Genomic DNA, 23915 nt, shown 5'->3' with positions numbered 1-23915 from the left:
GTGACAGCCTTTATCGCCGCGGCACGAGAGTCAGCAGCGTGGCCTCCGGGAAGCAGGCGAAGCGGGCCGGGGCGTAGGGGGAGGTGCCGAGGCCGGCGGAGACGTGCAGCCAGGCGTTCTCGTGGCGGCTGAGGCCCTTGACGCGGGCGCGGTCGATGCCGCAGTTGGTGACGAGGGCGCCGTAGAACGGGATGCAGAGCTGGCCGCCGTGGGTGTGGCCGGCCAGCAGGAGCTGGTAGCCGTCGGCGGCGAAGCGGGACATGTTGCGCGGCTCGGGCGAGTGCATGACGCCGAGGCGCAAGTCGGCGTCCGCGGGGGCGGGGCCGGCGACGAGGTCGTAGCGGTCGCGGTTGATGTGGCTGTCGTGGATGCCGGCCACGGCCACGTCGAGGTCGCCGACCTTGATGCGGGCCGTGGTGTTGTTCATGTCGAGCCAGCCTTCGGCGGCCATGCCGGCCCCGAGCTCTTCCCAGGGCAGGTTGGGGGTGTGCTGGCGGCGGTCGTTTTTGGAGGTGCGCCACAGGTAGCGTGCCGGGTTCTTCGGCTGGGGCGCGTACAGGTCGTTGGAGCCGTACACGAACAGGCCGGGACGCGACAGCAGCGGCTCCAGGGCGTGGAGCAGCGCGGGGACGGCCTCGGGGTGGGCGATGGAGTCGCCGGTGTTGACCACGAGGTCGGGCTCCAGGGCGCCGAGCGAACGCACCCAGTTGATCAGCATGGTGCGGCGCGGCGTCAGGTGGAGGTCGGACAGGTGCAGGACGCGTACGGGACGCTGCCCCCGCTCGAGAACGGGCACGTCGAAGCGGCGCAGCCGGAACCAGTTGCGCTCGACGACGGACGCGTAGCCCAGCCCGGCCAGGCCGAGACCGAGCATGGACAGGGGCACTGCGACGGCTTTCCTCACCCCTTCATGATGCCCGACATCCGGCCCGGGGCGTCCTGGTGGCGACGGGGTGGTCCGCGCAGGCGGCAAGATAAAGCGCATGAGCGCATTGAAGGACAAGCTGAAGGCCGACCTGACGGCCTCGCTGAAGAGCAAGGACGAGGTACGTCTCCGTACGGTCCGCATGGCCCTGGCCGCGATCAACGTCGAGGAGGTCGCGGGCAAGGAGGCCAGGGAGCTGACCGACGAGGAGGTCATCAAGGTCCTGACCAAGGAGGCGAAGAAGCGGCGCGAGGCCGCCGAGGCGTTCCGCAACGCGGGCCGCACGGAGCAGGCCGAGGCCGAGCTGGCCGAGCAGGCGGTGCTGGAGGAGTACCTTCCCGCGCAGCTGTCCGACGAGGAGCTCGCCGCGCTGGTCGACGCCGCCATCGCCGAGACCGGCGCTTCGGGGCCGCAGGCCATGGGCCAGGTCATGAAGGCGGTCAACCCGAAGGTGGCCGGCCGGGCCGAGGGCGGCAGGGTGGCCGCCCTGGTGCGGGCTCGCCTGACCGGCAAGTAGGCCTTTCCCGATCTGTCGGACTCTCGGGCTCTCAATCCTTTCGGTACGCGGGCGGGCTCGGTTCAGGGGCCCTCTCGGTACGCGGTTCAGGCTCGAGGTTCTTCCGGCCCACGGTCCGCTGTGCGGCTGTGGTTCGCCCGGAGCGTCCCCATGCCTCCCCGTACGGCCTCCAGCGCCTCTCTGCGCCCCAGCGGCCCGTCAGGCGGCATCCACAAGCACCTGAGCCTCCTCCCGGCACCGGGAGGAGGCTCAGCGCGTCTCAGAGGGCTCTCAGCCGCCGGGTGTGATGAGCAGCGGCCCGTTGTCGCCGCCGGGCCCGCGGCCGCGGCCACGGTCGCCGCCGGGTCCGCGGTCGTTGTCGCCCCAGCCGCCGCGGCCACGGTCGCCCCGGTCCTGCGGCCCGTCGCCGAAGCGGTCGCGGTCGAAGAAGTCGAGCGGGCCCCCGTCGTCGTTCTTCTTTTTCTTCGGCTTGGGCGCGCAGTTGTCGCTGCATCCGCCGAACCGCGACTTGTCCACCGGCTTGAACTTGGCCGGCTCGATCCCCTTGAGCGCCTGGATCATGGAGTCCTTCCAGATGCGCCCGGAGATCGACGAGCCGTACACGTAGGGGTAGTAGCGCCCGCCGATGGTGACGCCGATCAGCTTGTGGGCGGAGGTGCCGCGCGGGTCGCCCAGGCTGACGGCGGAGGCGAGGTTGGGGGTGTAGCCGGAGAACCAGGCCGACATGTAGTTGTCGGTGGTGCCGGTCTTGCCGGCCGCGTCGCGCCCGATGCCGCCGACCTCGGTCATCGTGCCCTTGGTGAACACCCCGGACAGGATGCCGCTGACGGCGTCGGCGACCTCCTCTTCGAGGACCTGGTTGCACTTGGGCTTGTACGTCTTGACCTTGCCGTTCCGGTCCTTGATCTCGGTGATGGCGAGCGGCTTGCAGTACTTGCCGCGGGAGGCGAAGACGGCGTAGGAGCTGGCGATGGTGACGGGGTCGACCTCGTTGACGCCGAGCGTGAACGTCTCGACCTCGAACAGCTTCTGCCCGTCGGCCCGCTTGACGCCGAGCTTCTTGGCCATCTTGACGACGTCGCAGAGCCCGACCTTCTCCTGCAGCCGCATGAAGAACGTGTTGACCGAGCCCCAGGTGCCGGTCTGCAGGGTCTTGAAGCCGCCGCCGCCCTCGCTGGAGTTGCGCACGGTGTGGTTCGGGTCGCCGACGTTCTGGCCCTTGCAGTTCTTGAACGTGCTGTAGCCCTTCGCCTGGTAGCCGGCCGGCGAGGGGAAGCCGTCGCCGTACTTGAGCCCTTCCTCCAGGGCGGCGGCCAGTGTGTAGACCTTGGCCGTGGAGCCCTGCTGGAAGCCGCGGCCGCCGCCGTGCGCGGCGTCGGCCACGATGTTGTAGCTCATCTCGTTCTTGGACTTGCTGCGGCCGAACTTCCGCGAGGCGGCCATGGCCTTGATCTCGCCGGTGCCGGGGACGACCATGGCCTGCGAGGCCACGGGCTTGTCCTTGGGGCTGACGTACTTCCTGATCGCCTTCTCGGCGGCCGCCTGCATCTTGGGGTCGAGCGTGGTCTTGATCTGCAGGCCGCCGCGCTGGAGCAGCTTCCTGCGCTCGTCGCGGTTCTTGCCGAAGTCCTCGTTGTTGAGGATCTCGTACTGGACGTAGAGGCAGAAGTACGGGTATTTGCTGGCCTCGCAGCCGCCGGGCGCCTTGACGTCCTTGAAGCCCAGCTTCTTCTTCTTGGCCTTCGCCGCCTCCTGCGGCGTGATCTTGCCGAGCTCGGCCATCCGGTCGAGCACGATGTTGCGCCGTTCCAGCAGGCGCTGCCGCGACTCGGCGCTGACGCTGGGGTCGGTGCGCGCCGGGTTCTGCACGGCGCCGGCGAGCGTGGCGGCCTCGGTCAGGTTGAGCTTGGACGCCGGCTTGTCGAAGAACCTCTTGGCGGCGGATTGGATGCCGTGGGCGCCCGCGCCGAAGTAGGCGATGTTGAGGTACTTCTCCAGGATCTGGTCCTTGGTGTACTTCTCCTCGATCGCCATGGCGTAGCGCAGCTCGGTCAGCTTGCGCGAGACCGTCGGCGCGATGGCCGCCGCCTGCTCCTCAGGCGTCTCGGCCGCGTTGACCAGCACCTGCTTGACGTACTGCTGGGTGATGGACGATCCACCCTGCGTGACGCCGCCGCTGGTGAGATTCTTCATCAGCGCTCTGGCCGTTCCCTCCACATCGATCGGCCCGTGCTGGTAGAAACGGAAGTCCTCGATCGCGATCAGGGCTTCGCGCATGATCGGGGCGACCTTGTCGAGGGTGACGGACTCCCGGTTCTCGAAGTAGAACTGAGCGATCTTGTTGCCGGCCGCGTCGTAGAGTTCGGTGCGCTCCGGCAGTGGAGGTTCGTCGAGTTCCTCGGGCTTGAGGTTGAGGCCCTCGACCGCGGTCTTGGTGGACATGCCCACTCCGCCTACCGCCGGGAGGGCCACGGCGGCGGCGAGCACCCCAGCCGCCGAGCCCGCGATGAGGAGGCGCAGGACGCTGAGGATGGGGTTGGCACGACGTTTGCCCTGGGCTTGCACGTCTCTAAGAGTACGTCGAAACCCACACCGAATCGGTAGCAGGACACCATTTCACCTTGACTGATGGGGGTGACTAGTCATTCCCGGTCAACATCACCCGCAAGAAATTGGTCCTCTGGGGTCTGTCGGCCCGAACGTCTGGTTGCGTACGTTCTCCCTGCGGCAACTGAATACGGAGGCTCGGCGCCCGCGCCCGTCGGCCCCAAATGACGACTGACCACCTAAGGGGAGTGGGGTCGAAACATGTGGATCACGGATTGGACCTCCCGTGCCGCCTGTAAGGGTGCGGATCCGGATGCCCTGTTCGTGCAGGGCGCCGCGCAGAACAGGGCGAAGCTCATCTGCCGGGGTTGCCCGGTCCGCACGGAGTGCCTCGCCGATGCGCTGGACAACCGCATCGAGTTCGGGGTGTGGGGCGGCATGACCGAACGGGAACGTCGCGCGCTGCTTCGTCGGCGCCCCGACGTCACCTCGTGGCGAGACCTGCTCGAGTCCGCCAAGAACGAGTACGAACGCACGAATGAGCTGATCGCGGGCTGACCCCAGCCCGGCGACCGGGTACGGCCGGTGCCGCCGCCGGCCGTACCTCTATGCGGTGGCCAGCAGGTTCCCGATCTGGCGCAGCCCCGCCAGGTCGTGGACGTCCTCGGACATGGCGCGGACCTGTACCACGGGCACCGTGGGGTGGGCCGAGACGAAGTGCTCCTGCTCGCGGTTCTCGCGGGCGGCGAGTTGCATTCGCCCGGCGTGCAGCCGCAGCACGGCCGCGGTGAGCTCGTGCTCGCCCCTCGATTCCAAGTCCTCCGCGGCGGCGGCGCTGCGGGCGGCGGACAGCCCGGCTGCGGGCGAGACGTGCACCCGGTTGACCACCAGACCGGCCAGCGGCATGCGCTCCTCGGCCAGGCGCTCCACGAAGTAGGAGGCCTCGCGCATCGCGTCGCGCTCCGGCGCGGCGACCACGAGGAAGGCCGTGCCCGGGGCCTGGAGCAGCCGGTACGTCATCTCGGCCCGCTGCCTGAACCCCCCGAAGACGGCGTCGAGCGCGGAGACGAACGTCTGCAGGTCCTTGATCACCTGCGCGCCCAGCAGCTTGGTCATCGCTCCGGCCATGAGCCCGAATCCGGCGTTGAGCAGCCGGAACGCACTGCGTCCTCCGGCTTTGGCAGGCGCGGTCAGCAGCCGGATGAAGCGGCCGTCGAGGAACCGGCCGAGCCGCTCGGGCGCGTCGAGGAAGTCGAGCGCCGACCGTGACGGCGGCGTGTCGACGATGATCAGGTCCCACTCGTCCGAGCGGCGGAGCTGGCCCAGCTTCTCCATCGCCATGTACTCCTGGGTGCCGGAGAAGCTGGACGACAGGGACTGGTAGAAGGGGTTCGACAGGATCTGGCGGGCCCGCTCGGGATCGGCGTGCGCCTCGATGATCTCGTCGAACGTGCGCTTCATGTCGAGCATCATCGCGTAGAGCTGGCCGCCGCCCTCGGGCGAGCTGACCAGGCGCGGGGTGTTATCGAGCTCGGTCAGCCCCATCGACTGCGCCAGCCGCCTGGCCGGGTCGACGGTCAGCACGACCACGCAGCGGCCGCGCTCGGCGGCCCGCAGCCCGAGCGCCGCCGCGGTCGTGGTCTTGCCCACGCCGCCGGCGCCGCAGCAGACGATGATCCTGGTGCCCCGGTCGTCGAGGATGGCGTCGACGTCGAGTGCTGGGGGCTTCTTCACGCTGCTCCCTGGGTGCGCATGCTCTCTGCCAGCTCGTACAGGCCGGCCAGGTCCACGCCGTCGGCGAGCAGCGGCAGCTCGTAGCGGGGCAGCCCGGCTCCCGCCAGCGTCTCGCGCTCGGCGCGCTCAAGCTCGGTGCGGTGCGCGTGCTCGGCGACCTCCTCGCCCAGCGCCCTGGCCAGCTCGGTGGCCTGCGCGCCGTCGGCGACGCCCGCGGCCTTGAGCCCGAGCACCAGCTCCTCGGGGTCGAAACGGCCCTGGGCGGCGGCGTCGAGCACGGGCCGGGGGAGCTGCGACTCGCGCACCATGTTGACGAAGACGCCGCCCGCGGGCAGCCCGGCGGCGCGCAGCTCGGCGATGCCGTCGAGGGTCTCCTGGACCGGCATCTCCTCCAGCAGGGTGACGAAGTGGACGGCGGTCTCGGCGGACTTCACGACGCCCTTGACGAGCTCGGAGTGGTTCTTGATGGGCCCGACCTTGGCCAGGCCGGCCACCTCTTCCGTGACGTTGAGGAAGCGGGTGATGCGGCCGGTGGGCGGCGCGTCCATGACGACCGCGTCGTAGACCCTGCGGCCGTTCTTGCCGCGCCTGCGCACGGCCTCGCTGGTCTTGCCGGTGACCAGCACGTCGCGAAAGCCCGGGGCCACGGTGGTGGCGAAGTCGACGATGCCCATCTTGGTCAGCGCCCGGCCGGCGCGGCGCATCCCGTAGAACATCTCCATGTACTCGAGCATGGCCTCTTCGGGATCGATGGCCAGCGCGTAGACGTCGCCTCCGGAGGGCGCGACGGCGATCCTGCGCTCCTCGTACGGCAGCGGCGGCAGGTCGAAGATCTGGGCGATGCCCTGCCTGCCCTCCACCTCGACGAGCAGCACCTTGCGGCCGCCCGAGGCCAGCGCGAGTGCGAGGGCGGCGGCGACGGTGGTCTTGCCTGTGCCGCCCTTGCCGGTGACGACATGGAGTCGCACGTCGGCCCAATGTGTGTCCGTCGAGTCCACGACTTGAGGCTACCGAACGGTCACTTGTCGAAAGCCTGCGACCACCATTTGAGATTGCTCACAATAAGCTGCCCCCATGAAGAAGTGGGAGTACCTGACAGCACCCGTGCTGATCCACAACACCAAGATGATCCTCGACAACTTCGGCGCCGACGGCTGGGAGCTCGTCCAGATCGTGCAGGGCGCCAATCCGGAGCAGCTCGTCGCCTACTTCAAGAGGGAGAAGCAGTGACGCCTGAGCAGAAGCTCGAGGAGCTCGGCTACACGCTGCCGCCGCCCGTCACGCCGGTCGGCTCCTACCTGCCCACCGTGCGCACCGGCGACCTGCTCTACACCTCGGGCCAGGTGCCGATCCTGGAGGGCAAGCTGCACCAGACCGGCAAGCTCGGCGCCGACCTGGGCGTGGACGAGGGCAAGGCGGCGGCGCGTCAGTGCGTGCTCAACGCGCTGGCCGCGCTGAAGGCCGAGCTGGGCGACCTGTCGCGGGTGCGGCGGATCGTGAAGGTCGTGGTGTTCGTGGCGAGCGCGCCGGACTTCGTGGAGCAGCCGCAGGTGGCCAACGGCGCCAGCGACCTGCTCGCCGAGGTGTTCGGCGAGGCGGGCAGGCACGCGCGCAGCGCGGTGGGCGTGGCGGCGCTGCCGCTGGACGCCCCCGTGGAGGTGGAGCTGATCGCCGAAGTCGGCTGAACGGGCATATGTCACCATGACCGAGTGAAGTTCTAGAGGAGGTCATGTGACCGCGATGCCGGGAATGCTGCTACCAGCCGAGCTCGCCGCCCGTGCCAGGGAGGTCATGGCCGGGCGGCTCCAGCCGGTTCCGGCGCGGGACGCCGCCACGGTGGTGCTCCTGCGCCCGGGGCCCGGGGGCCGTCCACAGGTCTATCTGCTACGGCGCAAGGCCACCATGGCCTTCGCCGCCGGCGCGTACGTCTTTCCCGGCGGCTCGGTCGACGCGCGCGACACCGACCAGGCGGTGGCCTGGGCCGGGCCGTCGCCCGCCGAGTGGGCCGAGGTGCTGCACGCGGACGAGGCGGTGGCGCGCGGGCTGGTGTGCGCGGCGGTGCGCGAGACGTTCGAGGAGTCGGGCGTGCTGCTGGCCGGTCCTGGACCTGACTCGGTCGTGGACGACACCACGGGCGACGACTGGGAGGCCGACAGGCTCGCGCTGATCGACCGCTCGCTGTCGTTCGCCGAGTTCCTGTCCAGGCGGGGGCTGGTGCTCCGTACCGACCTGCTCAAGGCCTGGGCGCACTGGATCACGCCGGAGGTCGAGGCCAGGCGGTACGACACCCGCTTCTTCGTCGCCGTGCTGCCGGAAGGACAGCGCACCCGCGACGTGGGCGGCGAGGCCGACCGGGTCGTCTGGCAGCGCCCGGCCGAGGCCATCGACCTCGCGCACCGGGGCGAGATCTTCCTGATGCCGCCGACGTACCGGACGCTGAGCGAGCTGGCCGGCTGCGCCGGTGTGGCCGAGGTGCTGGCCACGCCGCGCGAGATCGTGACGATCATGCCGAGGGCCGTGGAGGTCGACGGCGAGCTGCGGCTGGAGGTGGCGTCATGAGCGGCCTGTACATCCCGATCGGCTCGCCCGACGGCTCGCGCACCGAGCACGCGGAGAACCTCCTCGCGCCCAACCCGTCGGCGATGACGCTCGACGGCACCAACACGTGGGTGATCGGCACCGGTGACGAGGTCATCGTGGTCGATCCGGGGCCCGACGACGAGGGCCACCTGCGGCGCGTACGCGACCACCTGGGGGAGCGGCGGGTCAGCACGATCCTGCTCACCCACGGCCACTTCGACCACAGCGGAGGGGCGAAGGCGTTCGCCGAGATGGTGCACGCGCCCGTGCGCGCCCTCGACCCGCGTCACCGCCTGGGCGACGAGGGGCTCGCCGACGGCGACGTGGTGACGGTCGGCGACCTGGAGGTCCGGGTGTACGGCACGCCGGGACACTCGTTCGACTCGCTGTGCTTCTGGCTGCCCGCCGACCGGGCGATGCTGACCGGCGACACCGTGCTGGGCAGGGGCACCACGATCGTCGCCCGCGACGGCGGCCTCGCCGACTACCTGCGCAGCCTCGACCGGCTCAGGGCGGTCGCCGAAGAGCTGGAGGCGCGGGCGCTGCTGCCCGGCCACGGCCCGGTGCTGCCCGACCCGATCGGCGCGCTCGACGGCTACATCGCCCACCGCAGGCAGCGGCTCGAGCAGATCAAAGCGGCGCGCGAGCAGGGCGCGCGCACGCCGCGCCAGATCGTCAAGATCGTGTACGCCGACGTGGACCGCTCGCTCTGGCCGGCCGCCGAGATGTCGGTGGCCGCCCAGCTCGACTATCTCGACGGGCGCTAGCGCGAACGGTTGCGCAGGCGCTCGACGTCGAGGATCACCACGGCCTTGGCCTCGATGCGCAGCCAGCCGCGCCCGGCGAAGTCGGCGAGCGCCTTGTTGACCGTCTCGCGGGAGGCGCCGACGAGCTGCGCCAGCTCCTCCTGGGTGAGGTCGTGATGCACCCGCAGGCCGTCCTCGGTCTTGGTGCCGAACCTTTCGGCGAGGTCGAGCAGCTGCTTGGCCACCCGCCCGGGGACGTCGGTGAAGACCAGGTCGGCCAGCACGTCGTTGGTGCGGCGCAGCCGCTGGGCCAGCGCGCGGAGGAGGTGGAGCGCCACCTCGGGGCGGCCGGTCAGCCAGGGGCGCAGGTCGTCGTGGCCGAGGCCGGCCAGGCGGACCTCGGTCAGCGCCGTGGCCGTGGCCGTGCGGGGCCGCGGGTCGAACAGTGACAGCTCGCCGAACATCTCGCTCGGGCCGAGCACGCTGAGCAGGTTCTCACGCCCGTCGGGGGAGGTGCGGGACAGCTTGATCTTGCCTTCGAGCACGACGTAGAGCCGGTCGCCGGTCTCGTTCTCGTGGAAGAGGGTCTGTCCCTTGGACAGCTGGACCTCGGTGATGCTCGTGCGCAGCGCCGCGGCGCTTTCGCGGTCCAGCGCGGCGAACAGGGGGGCCTTGCCCAGCACATCTTCGGTGTTCACTCTGCCTCCTCTGCTGCCATTGTGACTCACCCCACTCCAGGCGTGCGTCTACAGGTTAGGGGAACGCCAGAGTGGTCGTGCCTTGTCCGGACTTGTGAAGTCCGGGAGGGCCAGGAGGGAAAGGTACCGGACGTCCGTGCCCGGATCGTGACCGGGATCGCCTTTGCAGCTCAACCGGCCTTGTGCAGCAGGTCGTCGACCGAGGCCACCGCCGCCGCGACGGACCGGCTGAGCAGCACCCTGAGCACGTCACCCGAGGCCGGGCGGCTCGCCGGATCGGGCCTGCGGCACTGCGCGACCGCGATGCGCAGCGCGGGCGGCAGCACCGTCGTGTCGCCGCGCTCGGAGCCGGTGGCGGCGAAGACCACCAGATCGGCCCAGGCGCGTACGTCCTCGGCATGGGCGGGCGGCGCGGCCGTACGCCACCCTATGAGCACCTGGCCACCGGGACCGAGCGCCACGCTCTCCTTGCCGAGCCGCAGCCCGGTCGCGCCACGCGCGTGCAGCTTCGCCACGATCGCCACCGTGCCGACCGCGAAGCGCAGCAGCGCGTGACCGCGCAGCGGCCCGCACCGCCCGACGAACTCCGCCAGCGTCGTCCCCTGCCGCTCCCTCATGACAGCACCCCTTTCGATGGCCCGCGCCCGTTGTACGCGGGAAACCGGTCCTGGGTTCAACCGCCTCCGGAAGCTTCTACGCTTGCGGCATGGCGACGAACGCGGCGACGAACGCGGCGACGAAAGCGGCGGGGCGCAAACCGGAGAGCCGGCTCGCCCTGGTCCGGCGGGCGCGCAAGATGAACCGCATCCTCGCGGAGACCTACCCCGACGCCCATTGCGAGCTCGACTTCTCCAACCCGCTCGAGCTGCTGGTCGCGACCATCCTGTCCGCGCAGTGCACGGACAAGCGGGTCAACATGGTGACGCCCGTCCTCTTCGCGAAGTACCCCACGGTGGAGGACTACGCCGCGGCGGACCGCGCGGAGATGGAGGAGATCATCCGCTCCACCGGCTTCTTCCGCGCCAAGACCAACAGCATCATCGGCATGGCGCAGGCCATCTGCGAGCGCTACGGCGGCGAGGTGCCCGGCACGCTGAAAGACCTGGTCACGCTGCCCGGCGTGGGCCGCAAGACGGCCAACGTGGTGCTCGGCAACGCCTTCGGAGTGCCGGGACTGACCGTCGACACCCACTTCCAGCGGCTCGTACGCCGCTTCGGCTGGACCGAGGAGACCGACCCCGTCAAGATCGAGCACGCCGTGGGCGAGCTGCTGCTCAAGAGCGAGTGGACGATCTTCTCCCACCGGGTGATCTGGCACGGCCGCCGCATCTGCCACGCCCGCAGGCCCGCGTGCGGGGTGTGCCCGCTGGCCGCGCTGTGCCCCTCGTACGGCACCGGCCCCACCGACCCCGCTCAGGCGGAGAAGCTCGTCAGATCCGGCCCGTTCTCCTGACCCGGGGAAGTGATCGGTGCCACCGCGTGTTGGAGGATGCGTGACCCACGTGCCCGAATGGCTGGAGCGACTGGCGGCGCAAGCACAGCGGATCGAAGTCCCGCTTCCACTCCGGCCACCGGACGGGCGCGGGCGGGCCGCCGCGGTGCTCATGCTGTTCGGCGAGGGCCCGGGCGGGCCTGACGTGCTGCTCATCCAGCGCAGCACGCGCGGGCGCAGGCACGCCGGCCAGCCGGCCTTCCCGGGCGGTGGCGTCGATCCCGAGGACGCCGGGCCGATCGAGGCCGCGCTGCGCGAGGCCGAGGAGGAGACCGGCGCCGACCCGCGCGGGGTCCACGTCATCTGCACGATGCCCGAGCTGTACCTGACCTACAGCGACAACCGCGTCACGCCGGTGATCGCCTGGTGGCGCGAGCCGTCCGCGGTGCACGCGGCCTCGCCCGACGAGGTCGACTCCGTCGAACGCGTGCCGATCGCCGAGCTGGTCGATCCGGCCAACCGCCTCATGCTCCGCCACCCGCGCGGCGGGCTGCCCGGGCCCGCGTTCCGGGTGCGGGGGATGCTGGTGTGGGGGTTCACCGCGATGATCCTCGACACCGTGCTGCGCGGGGGCGGGCTCGATCGCCCGTGGGACACCACGCGGGTGGAGGAGCTGCCGCCCGAGGTGGTCAGGCTCAGCGCCCGCTGACGACGCCGTTCCGGCACCCCGATCCGAGTGCGCCGCCCGGCGCTCAGGCGCCTGCCCTGAGCGCGACGCCCAGCGCCGCCCAGCCGGCCACGTCGGCGTCCTCGTCGTCGGCGAGCGCCTGCAGCGCCTCCAGCCCGGCCCGGTCCGGCGGCTCGCCCAGCACGTGCTGTAGCGCGTACGCCGCGCCGTAGCGCACCCGGGGGTCGTCGTGCGAAGCCAGCTCGATCACTGACGGGAGCGAGCGCGGGTCCGCCAGGTGCCCGAAGGCGATCAGCACCGAGTACAGCACCATCGCGTCGTCCTCGCTGGCCGCCAGATAGCGCAGCACCGGAAGCGTGCGGTCCACGAACGGGTGCAACTGGCCCATGATGTCCACGCCGAGCAGCCGCTCGGCCACGGTGTCCGCGGCGCACAGCCGCCTCGCCTCGATGAACGACTCCAGGTCGCCCCGCTCGCGCAGCAACGAGATCACATGCCAGCGCAGGGCCCCATCGGGATCGGTGTCACGCAGAGCTGCCTGGATGAGTTCGCGCACTGTTCCCCCGTCCGGCGGCATGCCGCTCACGCTAGCCAGCGGGTGACGCCATCCTGATCGAACACGTGCACACTTGACCCACTTGCTGGTTACCTTTGAAGCGTGCGCGGTGATCTGCTTGACCTCATACTGATCGGCCTGGTGATCGCCTTCGGCGTCTCGGGTTACCGCCAGGGCTTCATCATCGGCGCGATGAGTTTCGTGGGGTTCGTGGGCGGCGCCGTGCTCGGCGTGTTCATCGCGCCTCCCATCGCCAAGGCCCTGGTCGACGGTGACACTCCGCAGGCGCTGCTGGCCATCGTGATCGTGTTCCTCGCGGCGACGATCGGGCAGTTCGCCTCGTCCACGCTCGGCGCCGTCGTGCGCAGCCACGTCACCTGGGAGCCCGCCAAGGTGGCCGACGCGGTCGGCGGCACGTTCGCCAGCGCGCTGTCGGTGCTGGTCATCGCCTGGCTGATCGGCTCGCTCATCGTCTCCACGTCCTTCACCCCGCTCGTCGACCAGGTGAAGAACTCCGCGCTGCTGACCACCGTCGACGACGCCATCCCGCAGGCCGCGCGCAACTGGCAGCAGCCGTTCAAGAAGTTCATCGACCGCTCGGAGTTCCCGCCGGTCTTCGACGCGATCGGCGCCGGCCGTCTCATCGACGTGCAGCCGCCCGACCAGAGCGTGCTGCAGGGCGCCGAGCTGCGGCGCGCCCGCCGCGCCATCGTCAAGGTGCAGGGCAACGCCGAAAGCTGCAACAAGCACATCGAGGGCACCGGCTTCGTCTACGCGCCCGGCCGCATCATGACCAACGCCCACGTCGTGGCCGGCGTGACCCGCAACCTCGAGGTCATCGACGCCTCCGACAACCGCCACACCGCCACCGTCGTCCGCTACAACCCGCGCCGCGACATCGCCATCCTCTACGTGCCCGGCCTCGACCTGCCCCAGCTCGCCTTCGACGGCGACGGCTCGCGCGGCGACAGCGCCATCGTCGCCGGTTTCCCCAAGGGCAAGGGCTTCACCGCCGAGCCCGCCAGGATCGGCGGCCAGCTCGACGCCGAGGGCCCCGACATCTACCGCGACACCACGGTCAGGCGGAAGGTCTACGTGATCCGCGGCACGGTGCTGCCGGGCAACTCCGGCGGACCGCTGCTCACCCCCGAGGGCAAGGTCTACGGCGTGATCTTCGCCGCCGCCATCAACGAGGAGCAGACCGGCTACGTGCTGACGGCCGAGGAGGTCGCCCCCGACGCGGCGGCCGGTCGCAACGACACCACGCCCGCCAGCACCCGCAAGTGCGACTAGCGGGGCAGCTTGGCGAGGATCAGCGCGATCGCCTCGCCGGGGTCGCTGTCCTGCGTCAGGCTCGTCGCGGCCTTGCCGACCTCGTCGTACACGCCGCCGTACGACTGCGTCTTGGCCGCGCCCCTGGTGAGCAGCGTCACCGCGCCGCGCCCGTTGCCCCGCTGCAGGTGCGTCAGCCCGACGCAGATCTGCGCGAGACCCTGCCACAGGTCCCGCTCGTCGTCGGGCGCGCACTTCCAGCGGCCCTCGAAAACCTCGTGCGCGTTGAACGGCAGGCCCTGCTCCAGGAAGCGGCGGCCGTCGGCCAGAGCCTGCTCGGTGGTGGGGGCGTAGTCGTCGGGGACGCGCGGCATGCCCTGCGAGCCGTAGGGCAGCGGCCGGCCGTACGCGTCGCGCGGCCTGGCGTTACGCGGCCTGCCGTCGGGATCGCGGTCTCTCATCGGTCGGGCTCCGGGTCGTTCAGCCAACCGAGCAGCTCGGTGTCGAACACGTCGGGGATCTCTTCATGGGGGAAGTGGCCGGCGCCTTCGAGCAGCCGCCACCGGTAGGGAGCCGCCACGTAGCGGCTCGACCCCTGCGCCGTGCGCGGCAGCACGCTCGGGTCGAGCGCGCCGTGCAGCTGCAGCGTGGGGGCCTCGATCTCGGTACGCATGAGCCGGGCGTAACGCCGCCCGTCGGGGCGCAGCTGAGAGCGGCCGAACCAGCGGTGGTACTCCAGCGCCGAGTGCGCCACGGCCGGGATGCGAAACGCCTCCCGGTACGTACGCGACTCGTCCGGCTCCGGCCACCCGGGCCGCGACCAGGCGTCGAGCAGCCTCCCCACCAGCGCGGCGTCGTGCCGGGTGAGCCGGTGCTCCGGCAGCAGCGGAAGCTGGAAGCCCAGCCGCCACGCGCTGGCCTTGAGCTGCCCGAACGGGTCGGTGACGAGCGAGCTGCGCAGCCGCAGCGGATGAGGAGCCGACACCACGACCAGGCGGCGCACGCACTTGGCGTCGAGCACGGCCATCGTCCAGGCCAGCAGCCCGCCCCAGTCGTGGCCCACCACGGTCGCGCCGGTCTCGCCCAGCGCCCTGATCAGGCCCGTCGCGTCGGTCGCCAGCGTCGGCAGGTCGTAGCCGCGCGGCGGCTTGTCGCTGCCGCCGTACCCCCGGAGATCGACCGCGACCGCGCGATAACCCGCCCGCGCCAGCGACACGAGCTGGTGCCGCCACGTCCACCAGAACTGGGGGAACCCGTGCAGGAGCAGCACCAGCGGGCCGTCGCCCGCCTCGACGACGTGGAAGCGGGTACCGCCCGCGTGCACCGCGCGGTGCGTCCACGGGCCCTCGATGTGAACGATCGACTCGTCAGGTGCCATCGCGGGTCACCGGCTCCCGATCGGGGGCGAGCGCCGGCTCCCGCTCCTGCTCGTCGGGGATGGCGATCTCCTTCAGCCCCTTGATCGATCTCGTGGTCCGCTTCATCCCCGCCAGCCCCTTGAGCCGGCGCACGCCGAACAGCACCGCAAGGCCGGCGACCAGCAGGTACAGCGCCGTCACGATGAGGAAGGCCAGCCACTCGGGCATCACCTGCGCCAGCGCGTACGCGATCGTGAACGAGGCGAGGATCAGGCACAGGTGCGCCATGAACGCGGCCGCGGCGAACATTCCCACCGCCGTGCCCACCCGTTTGGCGTCGAACCTGAACTCGGCCTTGGCCAGCTCGATCTCCGAGCGGACCAAGGCCGAGATGTGACTGGTCATCTGGGCGACCAGCGAGCCCAGGGATTCTTCCTCGGGAGTCTGCGGCATGAACGTCTCCTATCGAGGCCGGTTGGCCCTGTCAAACATCATCAGCGCGACGCTTGCGTACCCGCGTGTCAAGCAGCACCGCCGCCGTGCCTGCTCCCTCGACAGTCTCGCCAGGCCGGGCCGCGAGGACCGCCAGGCGCCGCCGAACACGCCGAGGAACTTTCCGAGCACGGTTCCGCCATCACTCCCAGAACTACCTGATCGGACAAGATAGCGCTCGGGGCGAAGGGCCGCGGCTTCGGCCCCTCGCCGGAACGGCGACGGCCGCTGCCCGGCGCGCGCTGTGCTGCTGCCGCGCGCCGGGAGCGGCCGTTTCACGTGGAACCTGAGGAGGCTCAGTCCTCGGGCTTGGCGGACGGGAGCTTCTCCTGGATGAGGTTCATCACCGTGCTGTCGGCCAGCGTGGTGACGTCGCCGATGCTGCGGTTCTCGGCCACGTCGCGCAGCAGGCGGCGCATGATCTTGCCGGACCGGGTCTTGGGCAGCTCGGGCACCACCAGGATCTGGCGCGGCTTGGCGATCGGGCCGAGCGTCTTGGCCACGTGGTTGCGCAGCTCGGTCGCGATGTCGTCGCTCTCCTCCACCTCGCCGCGCAGGATCACGAACGACACGATGGCCTGGCCGGTCACCGGGTCGGTCGCGCCGACCACCGCCGCCTCGGCCACCTTCGGGTGGCTGACCAGCGCGCTCTCCACCTCGGTGGTGGAGATGTTGTGCCCGGAGACGAGCATGACGTCGTCCACGCGGCCGAGCAGCCACAGGTCGCCGTCGTCGTCCTTCTTGGCGCCGTCGCCGGGGAAGTACATGCCGTCGAAGCGGCTCCAGTACGTGTCGATGTAGCGCTGGTCGTCGCCCCAGATCGTGCGGAGCATGGACGGCCACGGCTCGCGCACGACGAGGAAGCCGCCGCCGCCGTTGGGCACGCTGTTGCCCTGGTCGTCCACCACGTCGGCGCTGATGCCGGGCAGCGGGCGCATGGCGGCGCCCGGCTTGGCGGCGGTGACGCCGGGCAGCGGGCTGATCATGATGGCGCCGGTCTCGGTCTGCCACCAGGTGTCGACGACGGGGCAGCGGTCGCCGCCGATGTGCTTGCGGTACCAGACGTACGCCTCGGGGTTGATCGGCTCGCCGACCGAGCCCAGGACGCGCAGGCTGGACATGTCGTACTTGGCGGGGATGTCGTCGCCCCACTTCATGAACGTCCTGATCGCCGTCGGCGCCGTGTAGAGGATCGTGATCTTGTACTTCTGCACGATCTCCCAGAACCGGCCGCGGTGCGGGGTGTCCGGCGTGCCCTCGTAGATGACGCTGGTGGCGCCGTTGGCGAGGGGGCCGTACACGATGTAGGAGTGGCCGGTCACCCAGCCGATGTCGGCCGTGCACCAGTAGATGTCGGTCTCCGGCTTGAGGTCGAAGACCGCGTGGTGCGTCCAGGCCGTCTGGGTCAGGTAGCCGCCCGTCGTGTGCAGGATGCCCTTCGGACGGCCGGTGGTGCCGCTCGTGTACAGGATGTACAAGGGGTCCTCGGCGTCGTGCGGCTGCGCCTCGTGCTGGTCGCTCTGGCGGTCGACCAGGTCGTGCCACCAGATGTCCTTGTCGGTCGTGGCGATCTCCTGGCCGGTACGCCGTACGACGACGACGTGCTCCACCTGCGGGCACTCGGCGACCGCCTCGTCCACCGTCGGCTTCAGCGCGGACGGCTTGCCCCTGCGGTAGCCGCCGTCGGCCGTGATGACCACCTTCGCGTCGGCGTCGTCGATCCGGCTCTTCAGCGCCGAGGCGGAGAACCCGCCGAACACCACCGAGTGGATCGCCCCGATGCGGGCGCAGGCGAGCATCGCGATCGGCAGCTCGGGGATCATCGGCATGTAGATCGCCACCCGGTCGCCCTTGCCGACGCCGAGCTCCTGTAGCGCGTTCGCGGCCTTGCTGACCTCGCGCTGCAGGTCGCTGTAGGTCAGGGTACGGGTGTCGCCTTCGGGCTCGCCCTCCCAGTAGTAGGCGACCTTGTCTCCGCGCCCCTCCTCGACGTGGCGGTCGACGCAGTTGTAGGCGACGTTCAGCCGGCCGCCCACGAACCACTTCGCGAACGGCGCGTTCCACTCAAGAGTCTTGTCCCACTTCTTGGCCCAGGTGAGCCGATCGGCCGCGCGCTCCCAGAACGCGAGACGATCCGCGGCGGCCTCGCCATACGCGGCTTCGGTCACGTTCGCGGCCGCCGCCAGGTCAGCCGGCGGTTCGAACCGGCGATTCTCCTGCAGCAGGTTGGACAGCGCCTGGGTTTCGTTACCAGCGGTCTCCGGGGCCACCTCGTGCTCCTTCTATGGCCAGAATGGATAGGTTCGTGTCCCACTTCACCAGCTCACGGCCTCCGTACACAAGAGGTCTAGACAGGTCCGTACCGTGGTCCGTGGCGAGTGGGCGGCTTATCTGTGCGCATGACAACCGCTATTGAAACGTTGTCATCCTGAAATCTTGAGAAAGCGGCGATGGGGGAATGAACGTGCTTTATGGGTCCCCCTTGCGGTGGTTTTCGGGGGTCCGGACAACGGTGCGGGCGCGGCGCGGCGAATGCCTGGATCGCCGGTCCCGGGCGCTCCGCGGGTGTTTCGCGGGCCCGTTCGACCGTTCCATGGCCCTACCGTACGCAACGGTAACCGCTCCGCTCGGCGTCGCCCCCGCCTGCACGTCGGGTGAAAGCCGGCTGTGCGCGCGCAGGTCCGTACACCTGCACACGAGCACCCCACGCCACGCGAGGTCCTGCAAGTCCCTTACTCGCAGGTAAGGTCGGGGACGTGAGTGACCCATTGGCCGTCATCGCCCAGTTCCCCGGCGTGCCCGAGGCGGTGGACGAGGCCCGGCAGGCCGTGGACCGGCTGTACCGGCACCGCGTCCTGCGCCGTGCCAGCCCTGCGGTGTCCGCGGAGTCGTCCCTGCGCGGAGCCCGCGCGTCGGCCGCCATCGAGGGCACGGACGTACCCCTCGACGCCCTGCGCCGCGACGAGGTGCACGACCCGCTGGTCCAGGGGGCGCTGCGCGCGTCGGCCGAGCTGGGCCGCCTGGGGCAGACCTGGCGCAAGGCTCCCAGGCAGGTGCTCGCCAGGCTGCACACAGTGGCCGCGGCCGGCCTGGCCGACCAGGAGGGCCTGGGACGTCCCCGTTCGGTGGACGAGGCCCCCGACCCGCTCTCCCTGGGCCCGGCGCCGGGCGTGGCCGACACGACGGCCCGTATGGAGACGTTGTTCACGCTGCTCGAACGCCCCACGAAGGCCCCGGCGATCGTGCTCGCCGCCGTGGTGCACGGGGAGCTGGCGGTGCTGCGTCCGTTCGGCACGGCCGACGGCGTCGTCGCGCGGGCGGCCGGAAGGCTGACCCTGGTCGAGTACGGCCTGGACCCCAAGTCGCTGGTGGCGGTCGAGGTGGGGCATCTGGAGCTGCCTTACGCGGACGCGCTCAGGGCGTACCTGACGGGCACGAAGGAGGGCGTCGCCGCCTGGGTACAGCACTGTGCCTCTGCGGTAAGCCTGGGCGTTCGCGAGACGACTGCGATCTGTGAGGCCATGCAGCGAGGCTGACCCCGCGTGGAAGGGGAGAGCCGGGGAGATCGCACATAGCGGACGGCGTCTCTGAGACGAGACGCCGTCGGCCGTGCACCGCACCGGGTTACCAAGCGTGCACCTGTATCCGTCGGAGCGGGTCAAGCCCGTCACGACGCGCCTCCCGCGGCTGGTCGCGCGTGGGTACCCGGTCGATGCACCCGGACAAGGTGGTCCGTAACACCGTTCTATGTCGATTCCGCGCAGATGGGAAGCCCTGGCCCCAAGACCTTTACCCGCCCGTGGGTCGCGCTCGCCGATCGGTCACTCTCCGTGACCGTCTTTATATGATCGTTATGCCAGGACGAAAAAACTTGGCGGAAATTCCAGATTGCTCCTCGACGAAACTCGAGTGGATCGGGCAGCATACGGTGGTATCGCCCGAAACTGGAGCGGTCTTGCTTGGGATGGCTTTGCGGGTCCCTTGCCAGGCTCCGGTCTAGTGATGAAAGCTTTCTTCTGAAACGGGACCGGCTCTACCCCCCCGGAGCCGGACCGATCGGCGACCCCCGCTCTCCCCCCCGGCGGGGGTCGCCCCTTTTCCCCAGGGCCTCAGGACGCCTTTCCCGCCGCCTCGAAGCCGCGCGCGCCGCACCTCGCTCGCCCGATCGACCCGGCGCTCCCGCATCCCCGAGCCGACCCGTTCTTCCGTACGGAAGACGCTCCCCGGACGTACGGAGGACGCCCTCGGACGTGCGGTGGACGTATCCGTGCGTGCGGAGGACGTCCCCGGGCGTGCGGAGAACGTCGTCGGTGCTTTTGAGCCGCCGGCACGGTGCCGCACGAAGACACCACCTCAACCTGATGGGACCTCCCCGCCCCTCGGACTTATCCACAGAAGACGAGGGCCGGCAGGACCACCATCCCCAGAACCCCGTTCGGCCCCTCGCACCCCCGCCCCGCTCGACGAAGCTCGGACCTCCCACGGCAGCACACCATCCGCGACAGCCACCGCGATCAGCACCAGTGCCTACCGGGAGGCCCGACCATGCACCGCCCTCTGGTCATCACCGAAGACCACGCCCTGCTCGACGACCTCGTCCGCATCGCTGCGGCCGCCGGGGCCCAGCTCGACGTGGCCCACGCCCCGGCCGCCGCCCGCCCGTTCTGGAACCTGGCCCCGCTCATCGCCATCGGCGCTGACCAGGCGGACGCCGTGGCCGCCACCTCACCCCCGTCCCGTGACCAGGTTCTGCTGGTCACCAGAGCCCCGGACGACCCCGACACGTGGCGAAAATGCGTGGCGGTGGGAGCGCAGACCGTCCTCACCCTCCCCGCGGACGAACGCCGCCTCGTCGACCGCCTGGCCGACGCGATCGAGCCCGACCCCCGATCGGGTTCGATCATCTGCGTGATCGGCGGCAGAGGCGGGGCGGGCGCGAGCGTCCTGGCGGCCTGCCTGGCGCTGCGAGCCTCGGGTGACCGCCTCCGTACCCTCCTGATCGACGCCGACCCGCTGGGCGGCGGCATAGACGCGCTCCTGGGGCACGAGGAGGCCAAGGGCTCCCGCTGGGGCGACCTGGTGGCGCGGGAGGGCAGGATCGGCTCCAGCGCCCTCCAGGCGGCGCTCCCGTCGTTCGGAGACCTGGCCGTGCTCTCCTTCCACCGGGGCGAGGTCGCCCCGATCCCCGCACAGGCCATGCGCTCGGTCCTAGAGGCGGGCAGGCGGGGCTTCGACGTGGTGGTCGTCGACCTTCCCCGGCACCTCGACCCCGCCGCGACGGAGGCACTCGGCCGGGCCAAGACCACCCTCGCGGTGGCGCCGGCCGACGTACGCGGCATCCTCTCCACCGTTCAGGTGCTTTCCGAGGTGCGCAAGCACACCCTCGACGTCCGTGCCGTCCTGCGCCCTGGAGCGCTGGACGAGGACCTGGCCGTCTCGTCCCTGGGCATCCCCTCCGCCGGCATCCTTCCCGACCAGCCCAGGCTCACCGCCACCCTCAACCGCGGCGAGCTTCCCAGGCTGGGTCCCCGCACGGTCCTCGGCGCCCTGTGCACATCCCTCCTCCGCGACCTCCTCCCAGCCACATGAACACCCGAGCCGCATGAACACCCGAGCCGCATGAACACCCCGGCCGCATGAACACCCCGGCCGCGTGGAAACCACCCCCAGCCACATGAGCATCACCCCGCCCATCCCGCCCGCCCCGAGCCGCATGAGCACCGCCCCGAGCCGCATGAGCACCACCGCGCGCACCCCGCCTACTCCGACCCGCATGAGCATCACCGCGCCCATCCCGCCCGCCCCGAGCCGCATGAGCACCGCCCCGAGCCGCATGAGCACCACCCCACCCACCCGGAGCCGCATGAGCACCGCCCCGACCGCTTCCAGCCCCATGAGCGCCACCTCGACAACACCCGGTCACCTGAGTACCAGCCCGCCTGCTCCCGCCGAGTCCGTCTCCCCCGAACTGGTGGAGGCCGTTCGCGTACGCCTGGCCAGGGCAGGCGTCGAGCCGACCGCGGCCCAGGTGGCTGTGGCGCTCAGAGCGGAGAAGGCCGTCTACGGGGACGCCGAGATCCTCGCCGTGGCCCGCGCGCTGTGCGCCGACCTCATCGGCGCCGGCCCGTTGGAGCCGCTGCTGGCCCGCCCCGACGTGACGGACGTCCTGGTCAACGGCCCTCGCGAGGTCTGGATCGACGACGGTACGGGCCTGCATCGCACCTCCATCACGTTCACCGACGACGGAGCCGTACGCCGCCTCGCCCAGCGTCTCGCCACGGCGGCGGGCAGGCGCCTCGACGACGCCTCCCCGTACGTGGACGCCCGTCTGCCAGGAGGAGTACGCCTGCACGCCGTGCTCCCACCCGTGGCTCCCGGCGGCACCTGCATCAGTTTGCGCCTGCCGCCCCGCCGCACCTTCACCCTGTCCGACCTCGTCCAAGCCGGCACCATCACCCCACCCGCCATCCCGATCCTGACCGCCATGGTCACCGCGAGACTGGCCTTCCTCGTCACCGGAGGCACCGGCACCGGCAAAACCACCCTCCTCTCCGCCCTGCTCTCCCTCGCCGACCAGGGCGAACGCCTCCTCCTGGTGGAGGACTCCGCCGAGCTGCGCCCCCTGCACCCCCATGTGGTGCGCCTGGAAACCCGCCCGCCCAACCTGGAGGGCGCGGGCGAGGTGGGCCTGCGCGACCTCGTGCGGCAAGCCCTCAGAATGCGCCCTGACCGCCTGGTGGTGGGCGAGGTGCGGGGTTCGGAGGTGGTGGACCTCCTGGCCGCGCTCAACACCGGCCACGAGGGCGGCTGCGGCACGCTCCACGCCAACACGGCGGCCGACGTACCTCCGCGCCTCGAAGCCCTGGGCTGCGCGGCCGGCCTGACGAGGGAGGCCGTTCACAGCCAGCTGGCCGCCGCCTTGGACGCCGTCATCCACCTGACCCGCGACCGCCAAGACGGCAGAAGGCGCATCGCCGAGATCTGCCTGCTCACCAGAACCCCCTCGGGCCTGGTCGAATCCATCCCCGCCCTGACCTTCACCGCCCAGGGCACCGCCCACCCAGGTCCCGCCTACGAAGCCCTGACCACCCGCACCCGAACCGCGCTCCACCGGCCCGCCAGCCCCGCGACAGCCCCGCCACAAGGTTCCGTGACACCGCAGGCCGTCGGCTCACAACCGCCCCCGCCCGAACTGACCACACCCCTGACCCGCACAGCCCCGCCGAAACCGGCACCACCGCCGTGCTACGCCGTCGGATTACCACAGCCATCCCCCGCGGCATAGGCGCCCGCAACCACCACCCACAGCACTCGGACCGCCACAATCCCGGGCCACGACCCGCCTCTGCGGGCCGTACCCCGCCACCCGTGGGCGACACCCGCCGTCTGCGGGCCGCAGCCCACATCCACGGACCGCCAACCCACCCACCCACGGGCCGTAACCCACCCACCGGACGAATCGGAACCTCGCCGATGATCAACGCCCTGCTGGCCGCGCTGTCTACAGCCTGTGCACTCTGGCTGTGGACAGCCCCCACCCCAGCCACCACCCGCCTGACCAAACTCCTGGCGGCGAACGAACCCTCACGCCACCCCCGGCGAGCGTCGCTGTCCAGGCTGCTCGCTCGCCCGAGCCCCACCCGCCGAGCCGAAGCCTGGCGAAAGGCGTGCATCGAGCTGTGTCAGGCGCTGTCAGCAGAGCTCTCCGCGGGCCGCACCCCGGCTGAATCGATGACGAGAGCGATAGCCGCAGTAGAGGTCCCCGACCCGGACCTCCTCCGCCCCGTCATCGCCGCTGCAAGAGACGGCGGAGACGTCTCAGCAGCCCTCAAAGCGGCCGCCCCACCACAGGGCGGCGAGGGCCTGCATCAGCTGGCAGCGTGCTGGGAGGTCGGCACCACGGTCGGTGCGGGCATGGCGGCCCTCATCGACAGAGTGGCGCAAACGTTACGAGCCGCCCAGGCCCACCGCGAGGACGTGGCCGCTCAGCTGGCCGGTCCCCGCACCACGGCCAGGATGCTCGCCGTCCTCCCGGCCCTCGGCCTCCTCATGGCCGCCGCGTTGAACATGCATCCATTGGGCTTTCTGTTCGGCAGCATCCCGGGCCTCATGTGCCTGGTAGCCGGCGTGACCCTGGACGTGTGCGGCCTGTGGTGGACCAACCGCATGGCCACCCGAGCCCAAACCTGACGGCACCCGTCAAAGCCCTATCCCGATCCCACTCTCAACGCCCGCACCTGACCCCACCACCACTCAACCCCGCGCCGACTCGACCGCTCGACGCCCGTACCTGACCCCACCGCTCAACGCGGGTTCCTGACCCCACCGCTCAACGCCCCAATCCCGACCTCACGTTCGACGTTCACTCCC

General features: G+C 70.7%; 24 protein-coding genes. 13 read left to right on the top strand and 11 right to left on the bottom strand.

What is annotated here, in order from left to right:
* Positions 1–10: 10 nt before the first annotated feature.
* Positions 11–874, bottom strand: coding sequence for a metallophosphoesterase (locus ACGFIM_RS16075; RefSeq protein WP_393202568.1), 864 nt, complete (start codon positions 872–874; stop codon positions 11–13).
* 109 nt (positions 875–983) lie between these two features.
* Here ACGFIM_RS16075 and ACGFIM_RS16070 point away from each other — a divergent pair, with 109 nt between their 5' ends.
* Positions 984–1442 (top strand): GatB/YqeY domain-containing protein, encoded by a 459-nt coding sequence (locus ACGFIM_RS16070; protein WP_393200660.1) that lies wholly within the window; start codon positions 984–986, stop codon positions 1440–1442.
* Between the two features lie 270 nt (positions 1443–1712).
* Here the strand turns inward: ACGFIM_RS16070 and ACGFIM_RS16065 are convergent, their stop codons facing one another.
* On the bottom strand, positions 1713–4007 hold the full coding sequence (locus tag ACGFIM_RS16065) for a transglycosylase domain-containing protein (protein ID WP_393200658.1): 2295 nt from the start codon (positions 4005–4007) through the stop codon (positions 1713–1715).
* A gap of 243 nt (positions 4008–4250) precedes the next feature.
* On the opposite strand from ACGFIM_RS16065, the gene ACGFIM_RS16060 reads away from it, so the two are divergent.
* The gene (locus tag ACGFIM_RS16060) at positions 4251–4547 is read left to right on the top strand and encodes a WhiB family transcriptional regulator (protein ID WP_364062032.1); all 297 of its coding nucleotides are present in this window, start codon (positions 4251–4253) and stop codon (positions 4545–4547) included.
* A gap of 48 nt (positions 4548–4595) precedes the next feature.
* On the opposite strand, the gene ACGFIM_RS16055 is transcribed toward ACGFIM_RS16060, so the two are convergent.
* Both ACGFIM_RS16055 and ACGFIM_RS16050 read right to left on the bottom strand, forming a co-directional pair.
* Positions 4596–5723, bottom strand: a complete 1128-nt coding sequence (locus ACGFIM_RS16055) for an ArsA family ATPase (protein WP_393200655.1) — start codon at positions 5721–5723, stop codon at positions 4596–4598.
* On the bottom strand, positions 5720–6691 hold the full coding sequence (locus ACGFIM_RS16050; protein WP_393200653.1) for an ArsA-related P-loop ATPase: 972 nt from the start codon (positions 6689–6691) through the stop codon (positions 5720–5722). The genes ACGFIM_RS16055 and ACGFIM_RS16050 overlap by 4 nt, the downstream gene beginning before the upstream one ends.
* A gap of 106 nt (positions 6692–6797) precedes the next feature.
* Between ACGFIM_RS16050 and ACGFIM_RS16045 the strand changes: the two genes are divergently transcribed.
* Genes ACGFIM_RS16045 through ACGFIM_RS16030 form a run of 4 tightly spaced genes read left to right on the top strand, consistent with a single transcriptional unit; the run spans position 6798 to position 9070 of the window.
* Complete coding sequence (locus ACGFIM_RS16045) at positions 6798–6953, top strand: hypothetical protein (protein WP_364062041.1); 156 nt, start codon at positions 6798–6800, stop codon at positions 6951–6953.
* On the top strand, positions 6950–7408 hold the full coding sequence (locus ACGFIM_RS16040) for a RidA family protein (RefSeq protein ID WP_393200651.1): 459 nt from the start codon (positions 6950–6952) through the stop codon (positions 7406–7408). The genes ACGFIM_RS16045 and ACGFIM_RS16040 overlap by 4 nt, the downstream gene beginning before the upstream one ends.
* Before the next feature lie 55 nt (positions 7409–7463).
* Positions 7464–8282 (top strand): NUDIX hydrolase, encoded by an 819-nt coding sequence (locus ACGFIM_RS16035; RefSeq protein WP_393202566.1) that lies wholly within the window; start codon positions 7464–7466, stop codon positions 8280–8282.
* Complete coding sequence (locus tag ACGFIM_RS16030; protein WP_393200649.1) at positions 8279–9070, top strand: MBL fold metallo-hydrolase; 792 nt, start codon at positions 8279–8281, stop codon at positions 9068–9070. Before ACGFIM_RS16035 ends, ACGFIM_RS16030 begins: the two co-directional genes overlap by 4 nt.
* On the opposite strand, the gene ACGFIM_RS16025 is transcribed toward ACGFIM_RS16030, so the two are convergent.
* Positions 9067–9747: a Crp/Fnr family transcriptional regulator gene (locus tag ACGFIM_RS16025; protein ID WP_378785936.1), complete on the bottom strand. Its 681-nt coding sequence runs from the start codon at positions 9745–9747 to the stop codon at positions 9067–9069. The two genes, ACGFIM_RS16030 and ACGFIM_RS16025, sit on opposite strands and share 4 nt — an antisense overlap.
* A gap of 170 nt (positions 9748–9917) precedes the next feature.
* Positions 9918–10364, bottom strand: a complete 447-nt coding sequence (locus tag ACGFIM_RS16020) for a hypothetical protein (RefSeq protein WP_393200646.1) — start codon at positions 10362–10364, stop codon at positions 9918–9920.
* Between the two features lie 89 nt (positions 10365–10453).
* On the opposite strand from ACGFIM_RS16020, the gene nth reads away from it, so the two are divergent.
* The gene (gene nth / locus ACGFIM_RS16015) at positions 10454–11200 is read left to right on the top strand and encodes an endonuclease III (RefSeq protein WP_393200644.1); all 747 of its coding nucleotides are present in this window, start codon (positions 10454–10456) and stop codon (positions 11198–11200) included.
* A 40-nt stretch (positions 11201–11240) separates the two neighbouring features.
* Entirely contained in the window at positions 11241–11888 is a 648-nt protein-coding gene (locus tag ACGFIM_RS16010) for an NUDIX hydrolase (protein ID WP_393200642.1), read from the top strand.
* A 43-nt stretch (positions 11889–11931) separates the two neighbouring features.
* Here the strand turns inward: ACGFIM_RS16010 and ACGFIM_RS16005 are convergent, their stop codons facing one another.
* Positions 11932–12423: a HEAT repeat domain-containing protein gene (locus ACGFIM_RS16005; protein ID WP_393200640.1), complete on the bottom strand. Its 492-nt coding sequence runs from the start codon at positions 12421–12423 to the stop codon at positions 11932–11934.
* Between the two features lie 102 nt (positions 12424–12525).
* Between ACGFIM_RS16005 and ACGFIM_RS16000 the strand changes: the two genes are divergently transcribed.
* Complete coding sequence (locus tag ACGFIM_RS16000) at positions 12526–13716, top strand: MarP family serine protease (protein ID WP_393200638.1); 1191 nt, start codon at positions 12526–12528, stop codon at positions 13714–13716.
* Here the strand turns inward: ACGFIM_RS16000 and ACGFIM_RS15995 are convergent.
* The 4 genes from ACGFIM_RS15995 to acs all read right to left on the bottom strand — a co-directional run bounded on the left by ACGFIM_RS15995 (position 13713) and on the right by acs (position 17815).
* Positions 13713–14156 (bottom strand): DUF309 domain-containing protein, encoded by a 444-nt coding sequence (locus tag ACGFIM_RS15995; RefSeq protein ID WP_393200635.1) that lies wholly within the window; start codon positions 14154–14156, stop codon positions 13713–13715. The two genes, ACGFIM_RS16000 and ACGFIM_RS15995, sit on opposite strands and share 4 nt — an antisense overlap.
* Positions 14153–15073, bottom strand: coding sequence for an alpha/beta fold hydrolase (locus ACGFIM_RS15990; protein WP_393200633.1), 921 nt, complete (start codon positions 15071–15073; stop codon positions 14153–14155). Before ACGFIM_RS15990 ends, ACGFIM_RS15995 begins: the two co-directional genes overlap by 4 nt.
* Positions 15063–15506, bottom strand: coding sequence for a phage holin family protein (locus ACGFIM_RS15985; RefSeq protein ID WP_393200631.1), 444 nt, complete (start codon positions 15504–15506; stop codon positions 15063–15065). Before ACGFIM_RS15985 ends, ACGFIM_RS15990 begins: the two co-directional genes overlap by 11 nt.
* Positions 15507–15841: 335 nt before the next feature.
* Entirely contained in the window at positions 15842–17815 is a 1974-nt protein-coding gene (acs, locus tag ACGFIM_RS15980) for an acetate--CoA ligase (protein ID WP_393200629.1), read from the bottom strand.
* 486 nt (positions 17816–18301) lie between these two features.
* Here acs and ACGFIM_RS15975 point away from each other — a divergent pair, with 486 nt between their 5' ends.
* The 4 genes from ACGFIM_RS15975 (at position 18302) to ACGFIM_RS15960 (ending at position 23735) form a co-directional block, all read left to right on the top strand.
* Entirely contained in the window at positions 18302–19081 is a 780-nt protein-coding gene (locus ACGFIM_RS15975; RefSeq protein ID WP_393200627.1) for an oxidoreductase, read from the top strand.
* Between the two features lie 1009 nt (positions 19082–20090).
* Positions 20091–21134, top strand: a complete 1044-nt coding sequence (gene ssd / locus ACGFIM_RS15970) for a septum site-determining protein Ssd (RefSeq protein WP_393200625.1) — start codon at positions 20091–20093, stop codon at positions 21132–21134.
* Between the two features lie 85 nt (positions 21135–21219).
* A complete protein-coding gene (locus ACGFIM_RS15965) occupies positions 21220–22830 on the top strand; it encodes a TadA family conjugal transfer-associated ATPase (RefSeq protein WP_393200623.1) in 1611 nt (536 codons plus the stop codon).
* 188 nt (positions 22831–23018) lie between these two features.
* Positions 23019–23735, top strand: a complete 717-nt coding sequence (locus ACGFIM_RS15960) for a type II secretion system F family protein (RefSeq protein WP_393200621.1) — start codon at positions 23019–23021, stop codon at positions 23733–23735.
* Positions 23736–23915 lie beyond the last annotated feature (180 nt).

This window comes from Nonomuraea sp. NPDC049309, assembly GCF_043196965.1.
Classification (GTDB): Bacteria; Actinomycetota; Actinomycetes; order Streptosporangiales; family Streptosporangiaceae; genus Nonomuraea; species Nonomuraea fastidiosa.
Note: the sequence above shows the minus strand (reverse complement) of the source record. Positions and strands in the feature narration are given on the sequence as shown.